The sequence below is a fragment of the Candidatus Kuenenia sp. genome, from assembly GCF_039794105.1.
In the GTDB taxonomy this organism is placed as follows: Bacteria; Planctomycetota; Brocadiia; order Brocadiales; family Brocadiaceae; genus Kuenenia.
The window spans coordinates 1-22099 of the sequence record NZ_JBDIWA010000019.1; the positions used below are offsets into that span (position 1 = coordinate 1).

The window sequence follows — 22099 nt, forward strand, 5'->3', positions numbered from 1 at the left end:
CATCAGTCTTCTTCTCAATGTCTTTCTCTTCCTCTTCTGCGATTACTGGGCTAATGAATGCTGTGTTTAATCCAAAATAACTAAACATTAACGCCCCTGAAATAACAACACCAATACCTATCTTCTTAAACATTTCGCCATCCTCCTTCAATTTACATCTTTTTTAACAATCTTCCGGAAACACTCCCGAAACAGACTTTTTTCTCAACGCAATACCTACGCAATGCGTTTGCCATTGAAAATTAAAACAATATAATTTTTTTATACTAGCAGTAATAAATTTATAACCTTCAAAGATAAAAGTAGTTATGACTGATAAAATTAACAACGGCATGAGAAGCAGTGATAAAAACAAATCCGGGCAATTTACAAATAGTGTATGCAAATCAATACACCGTATAGTTGATATTTCATAAACTATTAATGCTTAGAGTTGTTATGCTTGTTTTCCACTGTATGCAAATACATACAGCAGATTCTCGTATTAAATTTAGTATTGCATAAGGGATGTGATGCGGCGGTATCACTATTTAATTCATATAGTGAGTACATATTGCGATGGGCTAAGAAATACGTGCGCTTTCACACTATGGATTAACGCGATGATTTAAATGATGGTGAAAAAAAGAGTGAAGACTTTCTCGCCTGTATTGCGGTAAATAAAAACGCGGCTTAATCAACCAGGAACGCGGCTTAATCAACCAGGAACCCGGCTGAATGTTTCTTTTAACTTTGGACGGTTCTAGAGTCATAACACTACGTACTGCAATTATTCTTCAGATGCCTCCAAAGCGTTTAATTCCAACCCCTCAATCTCCTGCAACGTCTTCCCCGCAATACCCTGCAGGTCGCCGTACATGCCAACGGTAGACTGCATCACGCGCCCGATCTGTTCCTCGCGCTTGGCCCATTGCTTCGTAATGACCTTCTTCTCTTTTTCGAGGTCTTCCTGCATAGATGAGAACGCCTCAACGATGGCCTGTACACGCTGTCGGAATCTAGGGCCGGTGAGGTACCGGTAGACCATTTCCATCTTGGTTTGCTGCCCTTCCATAGTCTGCCGGGCTGATGAGACCTCGATGAGGGTGTGGCGGAGCGTGACAGCTACGGGAATTGCCGCCCTGGGGTGCGTTACCCATACGCCGTCAATCAATTCGAATGTCGCCGCGCCCTTCGGGAGCGCCTGGCTGACAATTACGGCAACCTCTGCCTTTGCTGCCCGCTGGTCTTCACGAAGCTTGATAAGCCAGCCGTCGCTCCAGCTCTTTGTCCTTTTGGACTCCCACAAGATAGTACCACAGGATTGGCCGAGGTGGCCAATGACCCGATGCAACACATCGCCGCCATGCTCGCCCTTCGGAACGGGTTCTATCGTATCGCGCGGGAATTTCGAGATCAATAGCGCTTCAAGCTCAAGCTCCTGGACTTCTCCCTGAAGTTGCTGCGACCCCTGATCGGCCTTGCGCTTAAGTTCTTCTATCTGCTTTTGCATTGAGGCGATAGTCTGCTCTTTCTCCAACACCTTGAATTTAAGTTGGTCTTCCGCCTCTTTGTGCGCTTGTTCACGTACCGTGGCAAGCCCTTCCTGTATGCGCTTCTCCACCGTCAAGTCAAATTCTCGTTTTTCGTCATCAAGTTCCCGCTGCCTTCTCAAGACTTCAGCCTGCGCCTTCTGCGCCTCGGCAAGTTTCTCGTCCCTCTGTTTGAGCACTTCCTGAAGATCGGCAAGTTCCTTTCGTTTTTGCTCAAAGTCGGCAGCAAGTGCAAGTTTGGCCTTCCTGGATTCTTCGGCGACTATCCTGTCGCGCTCCTGGCGCAGTTTCTCTGCGACCTGTCCGTCAATAGCCTCTTTTGCCCTGGCAATCTCTTTTTCACGCTCACAAAGCAAGGTTTCGCGCTTGGCGATGTCAGCGTCTTTTTGTGCCAGACGTTGCTCATACTCGCGACGAGCGGACTCGACGATCGGCGCCGCAAGCGATTCTGTCAGCTTAATCGCAGTCTGGCATTTCGGACAAGTAATCATTGGCTCTGTCACACATCTCTCCTTTAGAATATCAACAAACCGATAACACTGTAGGGGCGAAGCATTTGCAATAACTGGCATACATGCATTCATGTCCAAATATGCAAATGATTCGCCCCTACACCCTACACGGGAGCATTCCCGTTTTTTTGTGACTTCCGCCATGTTTTAATGAAACATTAACCCTGACAGCGTTGTTTTACCCCCAATCACATAATCGGTTACAAAAAATCGGGAATGCTTACTCATGTATTTTGTTATTGCTGGAATTTTTCAAAAAACTAAAGTGTTACCCTTTTTTTGAATGTTTTTGATTTTCGTTGTCCTCATATTGAAAATCTATAAATGTAACTTTATCTTCCAACACACAACCCTTCTGCAGAGGCTGGCATGGTTTCTTTAACCGAATACATTCATTATTTTTTTGGTGAGGACACGTCCAACTCATTTTTTCTGCAACTCCAAATGCGCATGCGCATGTACATGTTGTACCTACCACGCGAATAACTTTAACCCCTTTTAAAATACAAAGCAGATACGAATTATCTATCCCTTTAAAGTATCTGCTGAATATGTTCTAATACAACTTCTAAATCAAATGGCTTATTGATGATAAAATTTGCTTTTATTTTATTATCTGGAAAAGTATCTGCGGTATTCAGGAATCCGGTAATTATACCTACCTTCGGTTTTTCTTCTAATATTTCTATTGCATCCATTATCTCCCATCCCGAAACCCCGGGCATCCCAAGATCACAAAGGACAAGGTCATATTTGTATTGTTTGAATTTATCTAATGCCTCTGCGCCATTATTACAATATTCAACAACATACCCTTCCTCTGTAAGAAAATTGCACAATACTTTTCCTATAACCAATTCATCCTCAATCACCAATATCTTATTTCCTCCACCAGACTCCAACACCGCATCGCCGACTGTGTCCGCATCATCAATCATCAATACATTATCTTCCATCATCCCTTTTTTTGTCTCGATTATTTGTGCTTCTTCTGTCGTATTAACCTCTTTTTTTGATGGAAACGACAATAGGAAAACACTTCCCATTCCCACCGTGCTGGAGACGTGTATCACCCCACCATGCCTTTTAACCATTCCGTAAACAACACTCAAACCTAAACCTGTGCCCTTTTCCTTGCTCGTGAAGAAAGGATCAAAGATTTTCGATATCACCTCTTCAGTCATACCGACCCCCGTGTCGGAAATACTCAAATGTACGTTATCTTCATCCTCCCAGGCATTAAAACAAATGGTGCCTCCTTTGGGCATGGCATCCAATGCATTATTGATAATATTCAATACTACTTCCCGTAATTCTGAAGGATTGCCTTTTATATCACTGACTATTTTAAGTCCATCTGTGTTCATGCTATACTTTATCCCTGCCCCCTGAGCCATATCCTGCCATCTGGGCCTGAGAAATTTCACAACATGTTTTGTCAGTTCAGACAGATCAACCGATACATAGCCGGGGAAATCTTCGTTCTTTTTGGTAAATTCATTTAATCTTCTAACAATCTCAGCCCCGTCTTTTACGTATTTGTGAACTATCTTAAGAGAGTCCAGCAGCATCTTCCGGCCTTTATTCTGTCTCATTAACATCTGTATATTGCCGTCAATAGCCGCAAGGATATTATTCACCTCATGTGCAACACCGGAAGTAATTGTTCCCAGTGCCTGCATTTTTTTAGAATGTAAAAGCTCTTTCTCCATGCGTTTTCGTGCAGTAATATCCTGAAAAGTAACAACTGCTCCGATATTTTTATTATTTTTCCGTATCGGGTATGACCTATACTCGACAGGAAAAAACGATCCATCGGCACGCCATGCAATATCATCGATAACGTGAATACTTTCACCTTTCTGATACGCCTGAAAAACACTACATTCCTCTATAGGGAACGGCGTGCCGTCCCGGCGGGAATGATGAATCATTTTATGCATTTGATTCCCGACAAGCTGATGCGGGCTCTCATATCCAAGCAATTTAGTACATGCAATATTTGCAAACGTGCATATACCATGCTCATCTATCCCATAAATACCTTCCCCTGTGGAATCAAGCAACAATTGAATTTTTTCATTACTTTCCTCAAGCGCCGCTATCGCCCTTTTACGTTCCGTAATGTCTTCCACAATTATCATGTAAAAATCAGGTTTCTCACCTATCTTCCACATGGGCGATACCGTCATATTCACCCACACAACAGACCCGTCCCACTGAAAAAACCGCGATTCCATAATAAATTCACGAATCTTGCCGTCGATTAATTTTTGTATATTTACTAAAGTTGCCTGCCGGTCATCGGGATGGGCAAGCGGCGCACTACAAATAATATCATTGTATTTTTTATTGACTAAAATATAATTGCCCGTCTTTACTTCCTGAAGCGCAACACCAACCGCAGCCTGGTCAAACATTACGCGAAAACGCTTTTCACTTTCCCGCAGGGCAGATTCAGTCTTTTTCCGTTCTTTCGATTCCATTGCCAGTTTAATATTCTGTTTTCCCAGCTTTCCCGCATATTCCCTGGCATCCTGTTTGAGAAGTGCATTCATTTTTTTAAGTTCGATCTCCATTTCCTTGCGCTGTGTAATATCCGTCGAAATCCCGCACAGCCCGTAAGGGACGCCATTTGAAGCATATAATGGAAATTTTATTGATAGATAGGTGTGAGGGGCGTCATCCTGGAGAACAATTTCTTCAAATTCCATAGGAGTTTTCGACTCAAGCATTTTTTGATCGTTCTTATGTAATGCCTCCGCCATCTCCCGTGGGAATATATCGTAAACTGTTTTCCCTTTTATCGTATCCCCGGTAATGTGAAACAGCTTTTCATAGTGCTTATTAATAAACAGGTGCTTACCCTCAATATCTTTTATGTAAATACACGCTGCGGCATTATCAAACACTGCCTGTAATTGACTCTGACTTTGTTGCAGTTCATTTTCCGCCTGAAGCCGTTTAATGATTTCATCTTCCAGGCTTTTGTTTGCCCTTTTCAAATCCTCTGTCACCTCAATCATGTACTCATTTGTCATATCCAGTTCAGCCCGGATGGCGGCAGACATTTCTCTTTCGATGAGGTATTTTTTGTGGTAATCAATACTATTTTTATGAAACGGTTTGATGTTTATGCCAGATTCATCATTATTAATGCTTATTCCATTTGAATTCGGTGCGTGCAGACTATTTTTAAATATATTGCCCTCTATTTCAAATGGCAGCATAATCTGCTTTACCACGGGATTGATGGCGAGAAATGATTTTGCGGTATTTTTACGAATTGACTCTTTGGAAAAGATGATAATCGCATAGACATTGCCTGAAGTAAATTTTCCGCCAAACCCGAAAACTGATTTTATGGAATGTGTATTCACAAAATTTGCTTGTTCCTGAATTGACGTCATGTCTCCAGCATCTTCAATATAATATAATCCATAATTTTTATGTTGGTCATTTTTGAGAAAATCTACTCCCGCATTTACTTCACAAAAAGGATGTTCTCCTATTTGCGTTAAAAGCGCAGCGATCATAGGGTATTTATGAGACAATTGCGGATCATCCATGGGAAAGGCAATATGATTCCAGGATTTTTTTCTATCACACCACGCTTCCAAATCACCCCATGTCCCTAGTAAAGTCAAATACCTGTTTTGTGAAGTTATTGATTCCGCTGTTGCCTTGTTTTTTATATAAGACAGAACATCATCCGGAAGTTCCTGATAAGAACATGATTTAAAAATGCGTACTAGTGCAAAAGAACTGCTTCCGTTATCGGTAACAAATGAATGGTAAAAAAGCCTTGTTGCCTCCAGAACAGATTCTTCCATAAATGCATGTCCACTACATTTATCTTTAATGTTTTTGGAGAATCTCTTTATTTCAATTACCGATAATTGACCGAGATTTATATGCATACAATTGCCCGCTTTCAAACTAATATATTTAATTTTTATTGCAAATCATTACATGATAGTAATACTAACACTACTTATTATATATAATATATCAAAATATTTAATTGTAAATTCTGAAAATGAAAGAAACAACCCTGTCAGGGTTAATATACATGCTCGCAAATACAGGACGTATGTTGATGTTAATGTAGAGACGCATTGCATGCGTCTCTCTGTTATGTCTGTAAGTTCTCTTGTATCAACATTCTCTTTACGCTCAACAGTTTCCAGACGCATGCAATGCGTCTCTACAAAAATATGGCAACGAATTTTCTATGAAAACTATTTCGGTTTGAAAGATGTTTGCATAATGACTTGTAATCCTTTCATATATTTCTTTTAAATCAACCGTTGTATTCAATAGGCTTTGCAGGGATGCGACCTTTATCCCGTCAATTCCGCATGGGATTATATATTCAAAAGGAGACAGGTCATTATTAACGTTGAGTGAGAAACCATGCATCGTATAACCCGTGGCAATCCTGACGCCGATAAAACCTATCTTGGCATTATCCGCCCAAACGCCGGTATATTCTTTTCTCCTGTTTACCGTTATCCCATAATCAGATACGACTTGGATCATTACCTCTTCAAGCATCCTCAGATATTCATAATAATCATTCGTATAAGAACGCATTTTTAAGATAGGGTATCCTACTACCTGGCCAGGGCCATGATACGTGGCAAGACCGCCCCTGTCTGTCTTGTAAACAGCAATGCCGATTTTCTCATAGCGCATTTTATTTGAAATAAGATTGGATTCTTTATATCTGCGTCCATAGGTGAATGTGGGAGGATGCTGAAGAAGAAGCAGGCAATCTTCTATTTTTTCAGAGATCCTTAGCTCTAACAGTGTTTTTTGCAACTCCCAGGCTTCACCATATTCCACCATATCCGCCAGGAGGATTAGGTTTTTTCTGTTCATAGAGAGATACTCCCCACGTCTCCAAAATATTCTTTACCTTATGAAGAAATGCATCGGCATGGGCGCCATCCATTACCCGATGGTCAAATGAAAGACTAAGATACACCATTGACCGGACGGCAATGGCGTCAGCATCACCGAGGATAACCGGCCTTTTTACCACAGCCCCAACTCCCAGTATTGCAGACTGGGGTTGCAATATCAATGGAGTCCCAAACAGGCTGCCATTGACGCCGTAATTTGTAATAGTGAATGTCCCGCCCTGGACGTCATCCGGTTTCAATTTTTTTGAGCGGGCATTTACTGCTATTTCCTGAATTTCCCGTGCTAATTGAAACATATCTTTTTTATCCGCATCCTTAATAACGGGAACAACCAGGCCATCCTCAAGGGCAACGGCAATGCCCAGATTAATATAATTCTTCTGCAAAATGCCGTTATCCGTCCACGATGAATTCAAGGCGGCATGTTCTTTTAAAGCCTGTACTACCGCAAATGCAATAAAAGGGAGATAGGTAAGATGTATGCCTTCCCTTTTCATCGCTTCTCTGTTCAGTTCGCGGTATTTTGTCACAGGCGTCATATCCACTTCAAATACGGTAGTTACAAGCGCCGCTGTTTGTCTGCTGAGCGCCATCCTTTCCGCCGTAATTTTGCGTTTTGGATGCAACGGAATAAGCGTCTCCCGCTCCGCTTCTTTGACGATTTTTTCTTTTGAAGCAGTAATCTCCTGCCTTGAAGAGATATATTCCATTATATCCTTTTTGGTTACCCTGCCAAATTCGCCCGAACCTTTTATTTCAGGCAAGCTGACGTTATATTCCTTTGCCAGTTTTTTTACTAAAGGAGAATATCTTTTTTCATGCATATCACGTTCACCGGCAATTGCCGCCGTTTCAGATATTTCAACCCTCTCTTTCTCTTCCTGCTCTTTCCTCACTGTTCCGGCCTGCGCCTTTATTTCGCCCTCTTCAATTTGAGCAATAACGGTTTGAACCGCCAGGACAGCGCCTTCTTTGTAAAGAATCTTCTTTATGATACCGGCAGACGGCGAAGGTATTTCGGTATCAATTTTATCCGTGCTGATTTCTACCAGCGGCTGTTCTTTTTCAACGTAATCACCCTCGTGAACCAGCCATTTAAGAATAGTGCCTTCCGCTACGCTTTCTCCCATTTGCGGCATGATTATATCAATAGTCATATACACTTCTCCGAATTAATAACGTATTATTTTATCTATCGCGTTTACCACATCTTTTGTTTGCGGGATAAATGCTTCTTCCATTAAAGGGCTGTAGGGTACCGGGGTATCCGGGGCAGCAATGCGAATGACCGGGGCATCCAAATCATCAAAACAATATTCGGAAATCAATGCAGATACTTCGGCGCCAACGCCGCCCGTCTTTGTCTGTTCATGCAGAATAATCACCTTGTTTGTCTTCTTAACGGACTCGTAAATTGTTTTTTTATCCAGTGGCAGGAGTGTTCTCAAATCGATAATTTCAACAGAAACACTGTTCGCCTTCACTTCGTTTGCCGCTTCAATAGCCGTATGCACCATGGCTCCATACGTAATAACCGATACATCCGTGCCTTCCTGAACCACCTTTGCCATGCCGATCGGCACGATGTAATCGTCTTCCGGAACCGTATCTTTTATCCGCCGGTAAAGGTACTTATGCTCGCAATAGAGCACGGGGTCATTGTCACGGATGGCAGCCTTCAATAAACCCTTTGCGTCGTACACACTCGATGGCGCCACAATTTTTAATCCAGGTACATTAAAAAAATATCCCTCAATACTCTGTGAGTGAAATGCCCCGCCATGTATATTGCCGCCATAAGGCGCACGAACAACCATAGGCACGGCGGAACCCATGCGATAATGGAATTTTGCCGCCACGTTTATCAACTGGTCAAAAGCGCAGGAAATAAAATCAGCAAACTGCATTTCAACAATCGGCCGCATCCCGACAAGGGCTGCGCCAATTGCGGCTCCGGTAAACCCTGATTCCGATAAAGGGGTATCCAGCGCCCGCCACTCTCCGTATTTCTCATAAAACCCTTCCGTAGCCCGAAACGCCCCGCCATATACCCCTACGTCTTCACCCAATACAAACACGCCCGGATCGCGGGACATCTCTTCATCCATGGCTTCCCTTATTGCTTCAAGATAGGTAATTTGCCCCATCCATGCCTCCTTTTTGACTTTTACATAGTATTTTATATTTGTGTTAGATACACTGATTCATTTTCTTTCCCTGCAAGCTACTCGTCATAACCGTTTGCCTGACCACACAACCCTGCCGACAATCACAATATCACCATTCTCTATCTGAGCCGTTTTTGCTTCAATGGGTTTATAAGCAGCATTGTCGCACAACAGACGAAGACTACCGCCGGGAAGGCGCTGCACCCGTTTAATGAACGCTGCCGCACCTTCGGTACGCAAAAGATACAATCCATCCCGGTCCAGCACATTATTTTTTTTGTCAACGATGACAACATCGCCGTTTTTTAACATAGGTTCCATGGAATCATCTTTTACATAAAATAAATAAAGATTCGCTTTATTAGCGCCGAATTCAGACATTAACCAATCGTTTTTAAACGCCATAAATCCCGCTGTATGTTCCGGTTCTTTTGCCTTTTCCTCCGAAAATATTTTGGCGTTATATATAGGGATACTCACATAATCACTCGTTTTTTCCTGCTCTCCTTTAATAAGCCAGTCAATGGATACCTGGTGTAAGAGGCAAAAACGGACGAGCAATTCGGAGGGAATTTCATTTTGTCTTTTGAAGGAAAGAAATGCCTGTGCTGTTATTTCAAGGCTTCTTGCCAAATCATCTTCCGATTTGGTATTCAGCACTTCCTTAAGCCGCTCTGTAACCTCTGAAAATTTTATATTGTACATTTTTCAGTTTCCAAAAATTTAATACAGCATCCTAAGCTGGCATAGCCAGAACTAAAAAAAGCACGAAATACGAAAGGGGAACCACAGATTACACAGATTAAAAACTTGACTATTCCTATCTTGTTTCTACCGGCGTAGCATAAACACCTTTCAGGCCGTCTGCGGGGTCGGGATACGGGCTCTCTTCTGCAAATGCCTCCGCTTCATCTATTTCCTTTTTTACCCTGGCGTCAATGCCGTCAAGTTCTTCTTTACCTGCGATATTCTTTTCCGTCAAATACCTTTCCATATTTGCGATAGGGTCCTTCTTCTTCCACTCTTCCAGCAATTCCCCTGGTACATATTTGGCGCTATCATGTTCCGAATGACCATGCATACGCATGGTTTTACACTCTATAAACGTAGGACCTCCGCCATTCCTCGCAACTTCATATGCCTCCTTTGCAGCCATGTAGACCTCAACAACATTGTTACCATCCACAATTTTGCCGGGCATGCCGTATGCAGCAGCACGTTCCGCGACGTCTTTGATATTCATTTGAAGCCTCAGCGGCGTCGAATATGCGTACTGATTGTTATTGCAGAAGAAAACAATGGGCAATTTTCTTACCGAAGCAAAGTTCATACCCTCGTGAAAATCACCGCGGCTTGTGCCCCCATCACCGGTACACGCAGCCACAACCTTCTTCTCTCCGCGTATTTTAAAGGCAAGGGCTACACCGGTGCCTACGGGATAATTGTCCGCCAAATGGCTTGGGAACCCGACAACGCCATACTTCATATCACCTATATGCACATTGCCTTCTTTTCCACCGGTAACACCGGTCTTTTTCCCGAAATACTGCGCAATAATGCGTTTCGCAGAAATACCCCGTATCAGGAATACTCCCATGTCCCTGAAATAAGGGGCGGCAATATCATCCTTTTCAAGCGCATATCCGTATCCTACAGAAACCGCCTCTGTGCCGTTGCTCGTCCATGCCCCTCCCATAATTTTCCCCTGATGGTAGAGAGAGGTTACACGATCCTCCAGCCTCCTCGTTAATTTAAGGTAATAGTACATCTGCAATAGATCGTCTTTTTTTATTTCCATATATGCCTCTGCTTTATATGATAAAAATGGTAAAGTTAGCTCAGTCTACAGTCTCCAGTCGGCAGTCCACAATCCACAATCTGCAATTTGCCGATTGTAGACTGCCGACTGCCGACTGTAGATTGCCGATTTCTAAGGTATAATAAAAAAAACCCTGGCCCCTTATATACCGCCGGTAATTGCTCTGTCTATTTCCTTCTGCGCCTTCAGTTCCGCCACATGATGTTGTAGTTCTTCAATATGTGATTTCTCCCATTCTGCAAGTTCAAGCAGCAATTTTTTTGTCGCAGGTTTTGTTGCTTTTAATGAAGCGTTATAATAATATTCATATGATTCCTCTTCTCTTTTTATCGCCTCAGTCAGGATATTCATAATCAATCCCACTTCCAATGGTTGTTTGCTCTCCACAAATTACTCCTTTCTGTTTTAATGAAATTGGTCATTGGTCAACCTCCGACTGTCGACGGTAGATTACCGGTGGAGGAAGAGACAATTATAAGCTTGTGACAATTTTTTAATCTGTGCAATCTGTGAAATCTGTGGTTCCTCTTTCGTATTTCGCGTTTCGCGATTGAAGCGCATTATGTTCCGGGTTTTAACGCACTTAAAGGTTTCAGGCTGGACAAGCATGGATTTTTCACATTCCTGTGCTGAATCAGCGCCTTAAAAACCTCTCCCATGCCTTCAGGCAGAAAGAGGTTTTTTACTTTCAAAACAGTTTCAAGATCGTTCCTCATGTTATTTAACTTCTCCAGTATACCCAAAGCAATTAAATAATGAGATTGCTTGACCAATCCTGTCGCATCTAGCCCCACCCCCTTCCCAACGTCCATCAGGAAAGAAAAGTCAACAGAAGCGGTAATATCCTGTTCTCCCACTCGTTCATAATAATCCTGGTTAACATTGTGCCGGTAATAGCACCTCAATGTGCCTCCCGTTGTGTTGTCCCGATATAGCCGCTGCGCGGTGTCTCCATAATCAATCGTTAGCACAAAACCGCAGTTTAATTTCTGCGCAACGTGATTCAGATAATCACGGGCGGCCAGGTTTATTTCAAGCGCCCTGCCCTCTCTTAATGGCACTTCAGCATTGATGCAATAGTCTTTTAATGCGTGATTACAGACATCACCAACAATTTCATAAAAATCGTCACCATTGTACCCAACATATATCTCTTTTACTTCACCTTCTTTTACTAATAACCGGTGTACAGGCAACGCATCGATAAATTCGTTTGACAAAAAACAGCCCTGAACAGCGTCAAATGAAAACCCATCCTCTCCGTATGAGTGCCACGAAAGTTTTTCGTCAAAAACAGGGTCTCCGCAAAAAAGTTCCTGCTGTTTTTCCCGAAGATAGGGATTCGATTCAACAATAAAGTACTGTATGTTTTTGTAAAACCCGGGATACTCATTTTTTATATAATGCATAATATCAAAACATAACCAACCGGCATTCGCTCCCATTTCCACAACAGTAAATGGAGCACACCCCAATATCCTCCACATCTCTTCCAACTGGACTGCGACAAGTTCTCCAAACATCCGGTGAACAGCGGGACTTGTATAAAAATCCCCTGATTTACCAATTGACACGGCATTCGAGTTGTAATAACCGTATTCAGGGCAATACAATGCCATCTGCATAAATTCGGCAAAGGGAATGTTCCCCTTATTTTTAATACGTTCGATGATTAAGTCCCTGAGGATAGTCATTAAGTCAGTCAGTATATAGCTAAAAGCATCTATTTCCCTAAGCTGGCATAGCCAGAATCAAACAAGCGAGATATAAAAAATACGAAATGCGAAACAAATCCAAGACATACAACAATATGAAGCACGAAATCCGAAAGATGCATTTGTTTAGAATTTCAAATCATTTTGTCATTAGAATTTGCTTCGGATTTCGAATTTCGAGTTTCGGATTTCACAATTAGATATTTTGCCAAAAAGTGCAAAGAAATTACTGCTAAGCACCAAAACGTCCTATAATCAAATACGATGCGCCAACTCCCGAATGTATCGCTTTACCCCTTCAATGCCGGAATAAGAAACTCCCAGTTCCTTTGATTGCGTACTGTCGATCGTATGAATAGATTTTTTTGTCGTGCCACTGATAATTGACCGTGAACCGCAAATTTCCCTGGCAATTTGGGCAACGTTCATATAGTCAATATACATGTCCATCAGATTATATATCTTTCCCGAGGCATCTTTATTGCCAGCCGCCAATTCAATTGCACGGACAACATCTTCAACGTAAACTATTTTTCCCCCGCCGGACACTTCCACATCGCGGCCATGCTTAATATCTTTTACAATATTATACCAGGCGGAATGTGCAAGGTGCGGCGCAATCCCATAAATGCCTACAGGCCTGAATATTGTTATGTCAAAATATTTTGAAAGAAAATAAGAATGGCAAAATGCCTCCACAGACGCCTTGTAGGCCCCATAATTAGACTCCGGCAGCAAAGGGTGCAATTCATCAAGACGGATATAGGGATAAATAAATCCATAAACAGCACAGGAGCTGATAAAGATACATTGTTTCACCCCCTCGCATTTCGCAGCGTCAAGCAGCTCTATGCTCCCCAAAAGGTTCGTTTCCACAAATCGTTTTATATCCTTATTGCCCGCTTCATGAAATGACGCCCCATTTCTTTCGTACGCCATATGAACAACAATATCCGCACCGTACACAAATTTCTTCAACGTTTCTTTATCGTCTAAATTCCCCTGCACATATGTAATGTTTTTTTGAAAATCCTGAAGATGCAACAGATTCGTTGTATTTCGAACAAGCGCCAGGATTTGTATACCCTTCTCAAAAAACCGCTTTGCAAGATAATACCCCAAAAACCCCGTTAAACCCGTTACCGCTATTTTCATATTTATGCCCCTTTTATCGTTTGACTTTATAGAGCAAAACGCCGCCATCGCCACTATTACACTTCCTGACTATCAGATACCATTCCCCTTTATTATATTCGATATGAATTTCATGCCAATATAAAAATACTTAGGGTTTAAGGTTCTGGGTTCTGGGTTCTGGGTTTAACCATTTAACCATTTAACCTTGTTCACGGTTTAGGGTTGATAGCTCACGTATAAAAGCCGTTAAACAGTGAACCGGAAACATCACGTAAATTCTTAGAAGAATGGGGAATACGGCACGGTCTGCAATCGGCAATTTACAGTCGGCAAATTGTGTATTGCAGATTGCAGATTGCAGATTGAGGATTAAGGATTGTGAACTGGAGGTTGAATAGGTGGTTGTCCTTTTGTGTCAATAGCAGCATCCGCCAGGCGAATATACCACTTTTTCGAAAACAGGTCGTAGGAAATCAGGCAGGAAAGGTTATTGTTGACAATTGCATAATATTGTTTTTTAACCTTGCCCTGAATATTCTTGTCCATCCATTCACTTACAATGCCGGTTACATAGAAGATCTTTCCCCGTAAGGTGAAGCGATAGGGGACAACACAACTGATTGTCAGGTCGTTTACCGGCGTCCATACCGAGGAGAATGCCAAATGTGTTATGGTAGAGACAAGCGCATAACCATACACAAGAAGAACGGCAATGTGAAGAAAGTGTGAAAATACTACTATGTATTGTCCGGCAAAAATGCCCGTTAATTGTTTGGTTCCAGCAGCATATAAGGCAAGCGACAGCGCTATCTCCCAATATCCCACAGTAAACACAAAACGGTCATCATCATACGCCTGTTTTTTCAGCGCCATAATACTCAATAATGGCAGCCACCATAGCCCCACAGACCAAAAAAACAATGAAAACCCTTTTAGAAAAGGCAAAAGATCAAGAAATGGCCCCCCTGTGGCTGATATATGCTGAAATAATGCAACACCGGTAAGCGCCGTAAGCGCAGCGGCTCCGGCATGCATCCAATAGGGTGAGAGTTCTGAATTATTGGGGAATGAATAAAAAATGAGCCTAAGTACAATTAACGTCATAAACAAAAGGTATAAAAACGCCCCTATCGACCACAAACCAAAGGAAATCAGGTGGATAAGAAAGAGGTGGCTTGTTGCCTGTTTGGCGGCAATGATACTCATCAATGCGGTTGCCTGAGTACCTATGCAAATAAAAAACCATCCGCCGTGTAATACTTCTTCCAGTTTCCTATCTTCAGATTTGCGGGACAAAAACAAAAAGCTGAAAGATAAAAGGGTAATAATTACCCAAAGGACAAGAGAAACATACCAGAATATCCAGGAAACGGTATGATTGCTCCATAGTTTAGAACAAAAAACACCTGCAAGGCCAATAACCCCCACCACTGAAAAGAGATAGTTGGTTTTTTCCGGGCTATGAATGTCATGTAAAAATTCGCTGTAAAAAAATACGGCCTTTATGGTGATAAAGACCGCCACTGAAAAAAATGCTGCAATTCCGGCGATAAAAAGATAGGGAGCAGCTTCATTATACCCGTAGGATGACGATATGAGCGCCATCATCATTGTCGCCATAGCGGGAATAAACCAGCGAGTATTGGTTGAATAAGTTGCAATCGTTACTATGTTCATACTATCGTCCCACAGCGGGCGCCATTTTATTGCCCTTCTTTGTTATAAAGGTCTTTTCTTCCATAAAGGAGAGGCACACGAGGCACACGAGAGAAACAAAGATGAATCCTAATGAATTATTGTTGGTATAATCCCTGATGGTGCCAAGAATTATGGGAAGAAAAAATCCTCCAAGCCCTCCGGCAGCTCCAACCATGCCGCCTACGGCGCCTGTTTCTTTTGGAAAGTATTCCGCTACCAGTTTAAAGACAACGCCATTGCCGATGCCCAGACAAACCGCCATGCAATAGAAAACAACAAGCGTAAGCGCCAGAGAACTGCTTAGATTCAGATAAATAAGTATGCCAATAAGGAACAAGGAGAGAATTGTTAAAACACGTTTCCCGGGGAAGACATCTCCCAGGTATCCGCCCAAAATCCTTGAAAAAGTCGCCAGAAACACAAATATAGAAGTAAAGCTGCCCGCCTTTACCGGTGTAATGTTGTAAGATTCTTTAAGATAAGAAGGCAGCCAAAGCGAAAAGCATACAAAAAAACCAAACGTCATAAAATAGAAGAGGGAAAATACCCATATTAAATGAGAAGATTTATAAACCTTCAACCTGTCGCTCAAGGTCTTGGGTTTTACCGTTTTAGGTTTTGGCGCATCAGCGGAAAAAAACCAGTAAATAGCAGCCATCAGGAGCAATGGAATGGAATAAAAGATAAACGCCTTGTTCCATCCTATGGATTCAGCAATAAATGGCGCTCCAAATACCGCTGCGGCAGAACCGACATTTCCTATGCCATAAATTCCCAACGCCAGTCCTTGTTTTTCTTTCGGATACCATTGGGAGACCTGTGGAATACCAACGGCAAAAGACGCCCCGATTGTGCCAAAAAACAACCCGCATATCAATAAAAACAGGTAGCTATGCGCAAAGCCTGCGATGAACATAGGGAAAAAACACACCGCCATCAGTGCGCTAAAGACCTTTCTTCCGCCATATTTATCAGTCAAAATACCAATAGGCACTCTGACAATGGAGCCAAGCAACACCGGTGCGGCAAGCAGTAATCCCAATGCGGTGGAAGATAAATTAAATTCCGCTTTTAAATATGAGGCCAAAGGCGCAAACAGTGACCATCCGGCAAAACTTACCGCAAAGGCAAGCGTAGCAAGTATAAGCACCCTTGTGTTCCCTTTTAATTCTTCAGCGGGTGCATTTGCAGAAACATTCATAAAAAAAACCTCCGGTAATGTAATGAATGAAAATTAATCTATACGTTTCCCTAAGTGATTTTAACCCTGACAGGGTTGTTTTACCTATATTCCGTGTGTTTCGTGGTTCCGTTTCAAACCCTGTCAGGGTTAGTGGAAAAGCCTTTGAAAATACTACAGCGTACGGGATATCTCGAAAGAGGTTTGTACCTTTAGCGGCAAATGGTAATACTCATCGGTAATCAGAGTGCTGCTTTGTTTTATAAACACCAGATTGTCGTCCATTCCCTTCATCAGGGTGAAAAAACCGCTTACCTTTCCATCCCTGAACAGCATAGACAACGTCTTTTCATGGTCATAGGGATGCGCATACAATTCATTTATCTTTTTCCCGAGCATGTCATCGGGAGACGAGAAGCCAAGAAGCCTTGCGCCCGCAGTATCGATATTCAAAAGTACGCCGTCGTAAGAGGCCTCATACTCATACCACCCCTTTGTACATTCCACGGTTAAAGCTTTTCTTGTCTTTTCCCTTGGGGATAAAATAACGTTAGTCATAAATAACTCCTTCCAAAAAATTAAGTGTCTTGAAAATGTCCTGTATCATCTACAGTTATTCGAATTTATTTTATTTTCATCTGTGTAAAATCTGTGAAATCTGTGGTTTTAAAGTAAGCTAGGGCGCTTTTTAATGGTAATTTCCGCCTTTTACCAGTTCGCTATCCTTCTTATCATGGTAAAAAGTATTTTCAGATTTTTGAATACGATACTCCTTTCTGAACTTTGAAATGTTATTTTCTATAAAATCTTCTTCTCTCGGTATGGCAATAGATCCCAATACACTAAAGGGATTTGATATTCTATATTCCTGCTCTCTGATATAACCGCTTTCCCTCTTCAACTGATATCCATCCAGAATCGCTATGATAAATCCCACAACAAGAATAAAGGCCGTCCCGAGCAAGGCTTTTTTGGGGAGAGGCATACCCTTTAACATATATCCCAGATTAATTTTTCTGTGTAATAAAAAGGCAAGGACAACTGCGGGGACAATCACTACGATCATGAAAGATTTTATCATGGAGTTAATGTTGTTTATTGTATCGAATGCCTCATCCGCATCTATCTCCACCATTAAACCCATGTTCATATCTTTCAGCCAGCGCCATGTGCCGACGACCTTTATTCCTCCATAATCGTGATATCCTGCGAGATTATAGCCGGATGTCTTTTCCGTGACACAGCTTTTAACCCCCTTTGTCAACATTTTCGTCGTCGGGTCTTCTACTATATGGCACGTTTTGCATGTGTCATTCGTCTCATTTCCATGATGCCTGGAAAATCTTGATTGTGTAACCATAACTCCGTCTTTGTTTATCAAATAGGCTTCGCCTGTTTTCCCAAGCGCAAAACTATCCATTACCGTATCCAGCAGGGAAGTATTCATCCAAAGGAAAACAGCTCCAATGATATCATGACGCTCTCCCTTGATTGGGTATGAAATAAACAGCGAAGGTTCTTCTTCATATTCTTTTCTATCAACCTGGAAATGTGATACGCCGGAAATATATGATTTGCCGTCATACAAAGTCTCCTGAACATCCCTGAATGTATCTTCCTTCATGATATTCATTCCCTTAAGTGATTTTTCGCCTGTGGTTGTTATGTGGACAATACCTGCCGCATCACATACAAAAATCCCCTTATAACCGTAATCTGCCTTCGTACACTCCAGTTGCGTGTTTAATCGTAAATATTCGTGTTCATTTCCTCCGCTTAAAATACCTACAAAATCTTCATCACCATAAATAAACATTGTGCTCTGAATAGCATCAGAAATTGCGCGTGCATGTGATTTTCTTTCTTCCCAAAACAGGGTGAGGCGGTCATTTTGTTTGTACAATGCGTCTTCCATATTTCTTTGAACATGCTGTTCCAACTCTGCTTTCGCATTGGGAAATGCCAACATGCGAAACAACAAAAGCGGAAATAATCCAAAGAATACAAGGGTAATGGCTACGATAAAGATACTTTCCTTAAATAATTTCTTCATGTTTATACCTCTTCCATGTTAAATTTACCGGTCTCTTCCAGCTTCATTAATTCATTAATTCATTAAGACACGACTTGATTTCATCCATACTAAAAGGTTTTCTGATTACTTTTTTTGCTCCCTTACAAATGGCTTCCCTTGCAATATCTTCATACGTATATGCTGTAATAATCACTATTGAAGAAAAAAGTTGTTCCTTTAGAATGCGTTCTAACAGTTCAATTCCATCTATGCCCGGCATCTTCATGTCCAGTAATATCACTGCATAGTTTTTCTTTTTCATCTCTTCCAGTGCATCCATGCCGCTTGCTGCAACTGTTGTCTCAAACCCTAAGTCCGTCAGGGAATTTGATAATACTTTTCTATACCCCTCTTCATCATCAACGATCAGAATTCTTTTCGATAGCATGTGTGTACTCTCTGTTTCCTGCACTAAAATGGTTAAACCTTTTCTCATTGTTCTTGTGCTGCCAGATGTTTTCCTGCGATAGCATTCGTTGTTTTATGAATAAAGCAACCAATGTGCCTGTAAAAAAAACAGGACAGTAAAACATTCATAAGTGCTTTCATTAAGGAGATATAAAATTTTTAAAAACTAAAACAGGTACTCTGTGGAGAAAGAATGTTGTAACCTTTTTGTTTCCTGTTAAATTTATGGCAATAGGCATAACTACATAAAATAACAAGGCATAGAAGCAAAAATACAATAAGGTTGCAGATGGAAACAATTTGGTTGCAGTTTCGTAAAGGTGAGCGGGGCGGCAGGGCAAATATGGGTAACTTCTTAATAAGTTGAGGTTTTTATAATAATTTCTACCTATCTACTACAGCCGGCAGTCCACAGTCGGCAATCGGCAATCGGCAATCGGCAATTTGCCGATTGCCAAAGAGGGAGTGGCAACATCAAAAATTTCTATTTAAACGCTTAGGCATGCTGTATAATGACACTGTCTGTTTTAAAGATATTTTTTGGGAAAAAGCAGACAGGTTAAGGTTTGCAACCGTTCGGCTGAGCGCACGACGAAGCCTGAACCCATAGTTTATTTGACGAATAACGCTCTCTTGTATTACCCTGTAAAAACCTTATTTTTTTGTAAGTTTTTCTTCGTGCCCTTTGTATTCTGTATTCTTTGTACTACTATCCATCAGCTTCTTGTTTTTTATGCTCGTTTTTCAAAATGCATAACCGTCCTTCGGAGTGAAAGATAAAGCCAGAGTGAAAATCTCACTTTCACTTTATCTCTCACTCCGAAAGGCTGTTTCATATTTCGATACTCGTATTTCGAATTTGGTTGCGGCCAAAGGCTGCGCCAGGTGTTCCGTGGTTAAGAGCGTGTTTACTGCGAGGTTGCTTCGGAAAAGACCCTCGCAATGACACGCTGAGACCCTTGTAATGACACGCTTTTGTCATTGCGAGGGTCTTTTCCGACTTGTCATTGCGAGGGCTTTTTCCGAAGCAATCTTTTTCAATAATACCGGATTCAATCAAGGTAAATTGTAATGGATAAATTATACTCTGTTTACATAATGACGAATAAAAATGATACAGTACTCTACACAGGGGTAACGAATAATCTTAAAAGAAGAGTATATGAGCATAGAGAGAAGAGGGTCGATGGATTTACAAAAAAGTATAATGTTACAAAATTAGTATACTACGAGATATTTCGTGACGTAAGAAACGCCATATCCCGTGAGAAGCAAATTAAGGGAGGCTCAAGGGCTAAAAAAATAGAATTAATTAATGGAATGAATGCAGGATGGAAGGATCTCTATGACGGTTTATGAGGTTGCTTCGGAAAAAGCCCTCGCAATGACAAAAGCATGTCATTACAAGGACCACAGCATGTCATTGCGAGGGTCTTTTCCGAAGCAACCTCATAATGACAAGGTGGTTAAACTCTTTTTGGTTGCGGATTTGCTGCGCTATGTATTTATTGGATAAATGTATATTATTTGCAAATAAGAATTCATTAAAAAAGCATGGATTTACTTTAATCGAACTTATTATCGTTATGGCAATTATGGGAATCATTGCCGGTATTTCAATTCCCCGCTATACCGGGTCTCTTGATACCATTAAATTCAGGAAGATTATGTCCGGCATTGTTTTTTCCCTGAGAGAAGCCAGGATTATTGCAATGTCCGGGGGGGCAAAAACGGAAGTAGTGCTTGACCTGCTGGACGGCTATCTATGGTGCGAAGGCATGGAAAAACTGGAAATCCCCTATGAAATACAAATGTTTTCTGATAATTTTGAGGATGCTGACGAACAAATAAGGGTATTTACCTTTTACCCGAACGGCACTGCCCATGGCAGGAAATTGGGGTTTGCATATGGTGAAATGACGGCAGTCTTACACATAGAACCCCTGGGCGGCCTTGCCACGTTTCGCATAGGCGAAGAGATGGAACAGACCGTAAAATATGAAAGAATTATGAGAGAAATTACCGATAAAGAAATTGAACAAAAGATCAATGCATTGAAAGTTTCTGCTGTTTTAACAAGTAGAGGGCCGAGGGAAAAGGCCCCATTAAACGCGGATAACAGAAGCGATTCCTTTGACAATTACGGAGACGATTCCTCTGATGTCGATGATGAGGATGAGGATGAGGATGAGGATGACGAGGATGACGAGGATGACAATTAATGGCATGCGCTAAACGGCCAATGTACTATATTAATACTTTGAAAAGACGAAAGGGGAACCACAGATCACACAGATTTTGAATTTGTTTTGAATTTTATGCTTTGTCATTAGAATTAGTTTCGTATTTAGCATTTCGGATTTTACCATTAAATATTTTGCCAAAAAGAAGTATTGTTACAATTTTACAACCTTTACTACATGGAGTACGGTGAAATGAAAGAATTGAAAATGAGGTCGTATTTGTTGAGAAATGGTGGTTTTACGTTGTTGGAATTGCTCATAGTTATGATTATTATAGGCCTGCTTGCTGCATTGATAGGGCCTAAAATGATTGGCCGTGTGGGTGAATCACGGCAGACAGTGGCAAAACAACAGATCGAAGGGTTCTCAACGGCTCTGGAAATGTTTAAACTCGATACTACCAGATATCCAACGCAGGAGCAGGGTATGGAGGCATTGGTTGTAGCGCCGCACGGAGTGGAAAACTGGAAAGGCCCCTACTTAAAAAAGAAGTTTATTCCCAAAGATCCGTGGGGAAATGAGTACGTATATGTGTATCCGGGAGAAAATGGGGATTATGACATTATTTCGTATGGCGCTGACGGCGCAGAAGGCGGCGATGGTGAAAATGCCGACGTGGTAAGCTGGGAATAGCATTCACAGGCGGGGGCGGCGAATCAACAAATTATAAATGCCGGATTGTAGA

At 41.7% G+C, this 22099-nt stretch carries 19 protein-coding genes; 4 read left to right on the forward strand and 15 right to left on the reverse strand.

The window, feature by feature from the left end:
• Positions 1 to 769 precede the first annotated feature (769 nt).
• From ABJL82_RS10300 to ABJL82_RS10370, 15 genes are all read right to left on the reverse strand, one after another.
• A complete protein-coding gene (locus ABJL82_RS10300) occupies positions 770 to 2035 on the reverse strand; it encodes a DUF2130 domain-containing protein (RefSeq protein ID WP_347274187.1) in 1266 nt (421 codons plus the stop codon).
• 542 nt (positions 2036 to 2577) lie between these two features.
• On the reverse strand, positions 2578 to 5964 hold the full coding sequence (locus ABJL82_RS10305) for a PAS domain S-box protein (protein WP_347274188.1): 3387 nt from the start codon (positions 5962 to 5964) through the stop codon (positions 2578 to 2580).
• A gap of 256 nt (positions 5965 to 6220) precedes the next feature.
• Positions 6221 to 6928 (reverse strand): lipoyl(octanoyl) transferase LipB, encoded by a 708-nt coding sequence (lipB, locus tag ABJL82_RS10310; RefSeq protein ID WP_347274189.1) that lies wholly within the window; start codon positions 6926 to 6928, stop codon positions 6221 to 6223.
• Entirely contained in the window at positions 6879 to 8129 is a 1251-nt protein-coding gene (locus tag ABJL82_RS10315; RefSeq protein ID WP_347274190.1) for a dihydrolipoamide acetyltransferase family protein, read from the reverse strand. Before ABJL82_RS10315 ends, lipB begins: the two co-directional genes overlap by 50 nt.
• A gap of 15 nt (positions 8130 to 8144) precedes the next feature.
• Positions 8145 to 9119 (reverse strand): alpha-ketoacid dehydrogenase subunit beta, encoded by a 975-nt coding sequence (locus ABJL82_RS10320; protein ID WP_347274191.1) that lies wholly within the window; start codon positions 9117 to 9119, stop codon positions 8145 to 8147.
• 84 nt (positions 9120 to 9203) lie between these two features.
• The gene (locus tag ABJL82_RS10325; RefSeq protein WP_347274192.1) at positions 9204 to 9845 is read right to left on the reverse strand and encodes a LexA family transcriptional regulator; all 642 of its coding nucleotides are present in this window, start codon (positions 9843 to 9845) and stop codon (positions 9204 to 9206) included.
• Positions 9846 to 9960: 115 nt separating this feature from the next.
• Positions 9961 to 10938: a thiamine pyrophosphate-dependent dehydrogenase E1 component subunit alpha gene (locus ABJL82_RS10330; protein ID WP_347274193.1), complete on the reverse strand. Its 978-nt coding sequence runs from the start codon at positions 10936 to 10938 to the stop codon at positions 9961 to 9963.
• Positions 10939 to 11100: 162 nt separating this feature from the next.
• Complete coding sequence (locus ABJL82_RS10335; protein ID WP_099326317.1) at positions 11101 to 11346, reverse strand: ferritin family protein; 246 nt, start codon at positions 11344 to 11346, stop codon at positions 11101 to 11103.
• Positions 11347 to 11519: 173 nt separating this feature from the next.
• A complete protein-coding gene (locus tag ABJL82_RS10340; RefSeq protein WP_347274194.1) occupies positions 11520 to 12653 on the reverse strand; it encodes an SAM-dependent methyltransferase in 1134 nt (377 codons plus the stop codon).
• A 276-nt stretch (positions 12654 to 12929) separates the two neighbouring features.
• Positions 12930 to 13829, reverse strand: a complete 900-nt coding sequence (locus ABJL82_RS10345) for an NAD(P)-dependent oxidoreductase (protein ID WP_347274195.1) — start codon at positions 13827 to 13829, stop codon at positions 12930 to 12932.
• Positions 13830 to 14180: 351 nt separating this feature from the next.
• The gene (locus ABJL82_RS10350) at positions 14181 to 15488 is read right to left on the reverse strand and encodes a hypothetical protein (RefSeq protein WP_347274196.1); all 1308 of its coding nucleotides are present in this window, start codon (positions 15486 to 15488) and stop codon (positions 14181 to 14183) included.
• A gap of 1 nt (position 15489) precedes the next feature.
• Positions 15490 to 16710: an MFS transporter gene (locus ABJL82_RS10355; RefSeq protein ID WP_347274197.1), complete on the reverse strand. Its 1221-nt coding sequence runs from the start codon at positions 16708 to 16710 to the stop codon at positions 15490 to 15492.
• Positions 16711 to 16863: 153 nt separating this feature from the next.
• Positions 16864 to 17247, reverse strand: a complete 384-nt coding sequence (locus tag ABJL82_RS10360; RefSeq protein WP_347274198.1) for a hypothetical protein — start codon at positions 17245 to 17247, stop codon at positions 16864 to 16866.
• A gap of 130 nt (positions 17248 to 17377) precedes the next feature.
• Positions 17378 to 18742: a cache domain-containing protein gene (locus tag ABJL82_RS10365; RefSeq protein WP_347274199.1), complete on the reverse strand. Its 1365-nt coding sequence runs from the start codon at positions 18740 to 18742 to the stop codon at positions 17378 to 17380.
• 46 nt (positions 18743 to 18788) lie between these two features.
• On the reverse strand, positions 18789 to 19199 hold the full coding sequence (locus tag ABJL82_RS10370) for a response regulator (RefSeq protein ID WP_347274200.1): 411 nt from the start codon (positions 19197 to 19199) through the stop codon (positions 18789 to 18791).
• A gap of 1043 nt (positions 19200 to 20242) precedes the next feature.
• Here ABJL82_RS10370 and ABJL82_RS10375 point away from each other — a divergent pair.
• The 4 genes from ABJL82_RS10375 (at position 20243) to gspG (ending at position 22047) form a co-directional block, all read left to right on the forward strand.
• Positions 20243 to 20530: a GIY-YIG nuclease family protein gene (locus tag ABJL82_RS10375; RefSeq protein ID WP_347274201.1), complete on the forward strand. Its 288-nt coding sequence runs from the start codon at positions 20243 to 20245 to the stop codon at positions 20528 to 20530.
• Complete coding sequence (locus ABJL82_RS10380) at positions 20517 to 20687, forward strand: hypothetical protein (RefSeq protein WP_347274202.1); 171 nt, start codon at positions 20517 to 20519, stop codon at positions 20685 to 20687. The genes ABJL82_RS10375 and ABJL82_RS10380 overlap by 14 nt, the downstream gene beginning before the upstream one ends.
• Complete coding sequence (locus tag ABJL82_RS10385) at positions 20671 to 21393, forward strand: prepilin-type N-terminal cleavage/methylation domain-containing protein (RefSeq protein ID WP_347274203.1); 723 nt, start codon at positions 20671 to 20673, stop codon at positions 21391 to 21393. The genes ABJL82_RS10380 and ABJL82_RS10385 overlap by 17 nt, the downstream gene beginning before the upstream one ends.
• A 213-nt stretch (positions 21394 to 21606) precedes the next feature.
• Positions 21607 to 22047 (forward strand): type II secretion system major pseudopilin GspG, encoded by a 441-nt coding sequence (gene gspG / locus ABJL82_RS10390; protein WP_347274204.1) that lies wholly within the window; start codon positions 21607 to 21609, stop codon positions 22045 to 22047.
• The last annotated feature ends 52 nt before the right edge of the window (positions 22048 to 22099 follow it).